The sequence below is a fragment of the Streptomyces sp. NRRL WC-3549 genome (genome assembly GCF_000721935.1).
Taxonomy (GTDB): Bacteria; Actinomycetota; Actinomycetes; order Streptomycetales; family Streptomycetaceae; genus Streptomyces.
On the sequence record NZ_KL585394.1, the window covers coordinates 101,491 to 104,992 of the forward strand.

2 protein-coding genes and 1 pseudogene are annotated in these 3,502 nt (G+C 73.4%); all 3 read left to right on the forward strand.

Annotation, left to right across the window (positions count from 1 at the left end; translation table 11 throughout):
• Positions 1 to 1,318, forward strand: a 1,318-nt coding sequence (locus IH13_RS0111130) for a class II fumarate hydratase (RefSeq protein ID WP_234433269.1), incomplete at its 5' end; no start/stop codon positions are given.
• Positions 1,319 to 1,362: 44 nt separating this feature from the next.
• Positions 1,363 to 2,067, forward strand: a complete 705-nt coding sequence (locus IH13_RS0111135; RefSeq protein WP_031083387.1) for a cytidylyl-2-hydroxypropylphosphonate hydrolase — start codon at positions 1,363 to 1,365, stop codon at positions 2,065 to 2,067.
• 381 nt (positions 2,068 to 2,448) lie between these two features.
• A pseudogene (locus IH13_RS37220) lies at positions 2,449 to 3,502 on the forward strand (PP2C family protein-serine/threonine phosphatase); the annotation flags it as partial.

The window sequence follows — 3,502 nt, forward strand, 5'->3', positions numbered from 1 at the left end:
GGCCCAGACGCAGCGCGCCGTGGAGAACTTCCCCATCTCGGGCCAGCGCCTGGAGCGGGCCCACATCGAGGCGCTGGGGCGCGTCAAGGCGGCCGCCGCCAAGGTGAACGCCGAGCTGGAGGTGCTGGATCCGGATATCGCGGACGCGGTACGGGAGGCCGCCGCCGAGGTGGTCGCGGGACGCTGGGACGAGCACTTCCCGGTCGACGTGTTCCAGACGGGTTCGGGCACCTCGTCCAACATGAACGCCAACGAGGTGATCGCCACCCTGGCCACCGAGCGGCTGGGGCGTGAGGTCCACCCCAACGACCACGTCAACGCGTCGCAGTCGTCCAACGACGTCTTCCCCTCGTCGATCCACATCGCCGCCACCGCCGCCGTCTCCGCGGACCTGATCCCGGCGCTGGAGCACCTGGCGTCCGCCCTGGAGCGGAAATCAGCCGAATTCGCGGACGTCGTGAAGTCCGGGCGCACACATCTGATGGACGCCACCCCCGTCACCCTCGGGCAGGAGTTCGGCGGTTACGCGGCGCAGATCCGGCACGGTGTCGAGCGGCTCACCGCCTCGCTGCCCCGGCTCGCCGAACTCCCCCTGGGGGGTACGGCGGTGGGCACCGGCATCAACACCCCTCCCGGGTTCTCCGCCGCCGTCATCGCCGAGGTCGCCCGTGCCACCGGGCTGCCGTTCACCGAGGCCCGCGACCACTTCGAGGCGCAGGGCGCCCGGGACGGGCTCGTCGAGGCGTCCGGCCAGCTGCGCACCGTGGCCGTCTCCCTCACCAAGATCTCCAACGACCTGCGGTGGATGGCGTCGGGTCCGCGCACCGGGCTGGCGGAGATCAACCTGCCCGACCTGCAGCCCGGTTCGTCGATCATGCCGGGCAAGGTCAACCCGGTGATCCCGGAGGCGGTGCTGATGGTCGCCGCCCAGGTCACGGGCAACGACGCGACGGTCGCCGCCGCCGGGGCGGCCGGCAACTTCGAGCTCAACGTGATGCTCCCGGTGATGGGGAAGAACCTGCTGGAGTCGGTGCGGCTGCTCGCCAACGCCTCCCGGCTGCTCGCCGACCGGACGGTCGACGGGATCACGGCCAACGCCGAACGGGCCCGGCGGTACGCGGAGTCCTCGCCGTCGGTCGTGACGCCGCTGAACAGGTACATCGGCTACGAGGCGGCGGCCAAGGTCGCCAAGAAGTCCCTGGCCGAGGGCGCCACGATCCGGGAGACGGTGCTGGCCGAAGGATACGTCGAGCGCGGGGATCTGACCCTGGAACAGCTCGACGAGGCCCTGGACGTGTTGCGTATGACCCGGCCGTGAACTTTCCCGTACCAACCGGGCGTCCGCGTACCTAAGATCTTTTCATGACAGCCACGGAAGCGGGTACGGGAGCGGGCGCCGGGGCGGATGCGGGAGACGGCGCGCGGTGGGCGCCGGGAGACCACATCCTCTGGCGCTACCGGGGCAACGCGGACGGGGACCGGGTGCACATCTGCCGCCCGGTGACCGTCGTACAGGACACCGCCGAGCTGCTCGCGGTGTGGATGGCGTCCGGTACCGAATGCGTCAGACCCGTGCTCGCCGACGGGACGCAGGTGCACGCCGAACCGCTCGCCACCCGCTACACCCGGCCGCGCACCACGGTGCGTTCGCGGTGGTTCGGCTCGGGCGTGCTCAAGCTCGCCCGGCCGGGCGACCCGTGGTCGGTGTGGCTGTTCTGGGACCGCGGCTGGGTCTTCCGCAACTGGTACGTCAACCTGGAGGAACCCCGCACACGCTGGTCCGGTGGAGTGGATTCCCAGGACCACTTCCTGGACATCTCGGTACATCCCGATCACAGCTGGGAGTGGCTCGACGAGGACGAGTTCGCCCAGGCCCAGCACGTCGGGCTGATGGACGCGGCCACCGCCCGGCGGGTGCGCGAGGCCGGTCTGGCGGCGGTCGAGACGATCCTCGCCTGGGCCTCGCCGTTCCGGGACGGGTGGGAGCACTGGCGGCCCGATCCGCGGTGGTCGGCCCCCGCGCTCCCGGATGACTGGGACCGCACCCCTGCCCGTACCCCGTCGTGAGACCCTTGTCGCACCCCAGGGGGGCGGCCGTAGGATCACCCTCCATGCACCGCTCCACCGCGCCGGCACTCACCATCGGTTCGTGGGAGCGCGGGGGCTGACCACAAGTCACCGCACGATGCGCGCCATGCGCCCGGTCCACGGAGCCGGACGCACGGCGCGGTCGCACGAACCACTACGAGGGGGTGGAGACGTGCTCGCTGTCCGCTGCCCGGCCACCGGACCGGGCTGCCCCGGACCGGTGCGCGGCCGGACGGTTTCGGCCCCGTTCGCCGGGGCATCCGGTGACAGCCGTTGTTCTCACCGCACTCGCCGGGGCACAGTGGCGCCCCACGAGGTGATTGCCTCATACAACCGGCCCGGACGGACGGAACCCCACGCGTGACGGAGCATCCCACCTCCCACGAAGGCCGGCAGCCCCTCGCTGCCCGGCCGCAGGAACGCGCCCGGCCCCGGCAGCAGGAGGCCGTGCCCGGCTCGACGGCCACCGCGGCGATCCCTGGCCCCGCCGCCGCGCCCGGCGCGGGACCGGGCGGTGCGGAGCAGGCCGACGGCCATGCGGCGGCCATCCGCCGCGAGGGGGACCGGCTGCGTTTCGTCGGCGCGGCGACCCGCCGGATCGCCCGGGGCATAGACCTGGACGAGATCGTGCTGGGACTCTGCCGGGCCTCCGTGCCGACCTTCTCCGACGCCATACTCGTCTATCTGCGCGACCCGCTCCCCGTGGGCGACGAGCGGCCGGTCAGCCCGTTCGTGCGGGGGAGGGCGAGCGGCTGCGGATTCCCTTCACCGACCCGCAGGCCGGGCTGCTGCCCGCGGCCGACCTGTGCGAGGTCCGGGCGGGCGGCGCGCTCGCCGAGGTGCTGCGCGGGGTGCGCCCCGTCTTCGGGGACTCGGCGGCGGCCCGGGTCGCCGTGCCCGAGCTGCTGGGGGCGGGCCGGACCGTGCCCACCGGGCACCGGGCGATCCTCGCGCCGCTGCGCGGCCGGCGCCGGGTGATCGGTGCCGCCGTGTTCCTGCGCGGCCCCGAGCGCCCGCCCTTCGAGGCGGGCGACCTGCTGGTCGCGGCCCAGCTGGCCACGCACACCGCGCTCGGCATCGACAAGGCCGTGCTGTACGGGCGTGAGGCGTACATCGCCGACGAGCTCCAGCGCACGATGCTGCCCGACTCGCTGCCGCAGCCCACCGGCGTACGCCTGGCCTCGCGGTACCTCCCCGCGGCGGAGACGGCCCGGGTCGGCGGCGACTGGTACGACGCGATCCCGCTGCCCGGCAGCCGGGTCGCGCTGGTCGTCGGCGACGTCATGGGCCACTCGATGACCTCCGCGGCGATCATGGGCCAGCTGCGGACCACCGCGCAGACCCTGGCCGGCCTCGACCTGCCGCCGCAGGAGGTCCTGCACCACCTGGACGAGCAGGCGCAGCGGCTCCGCAG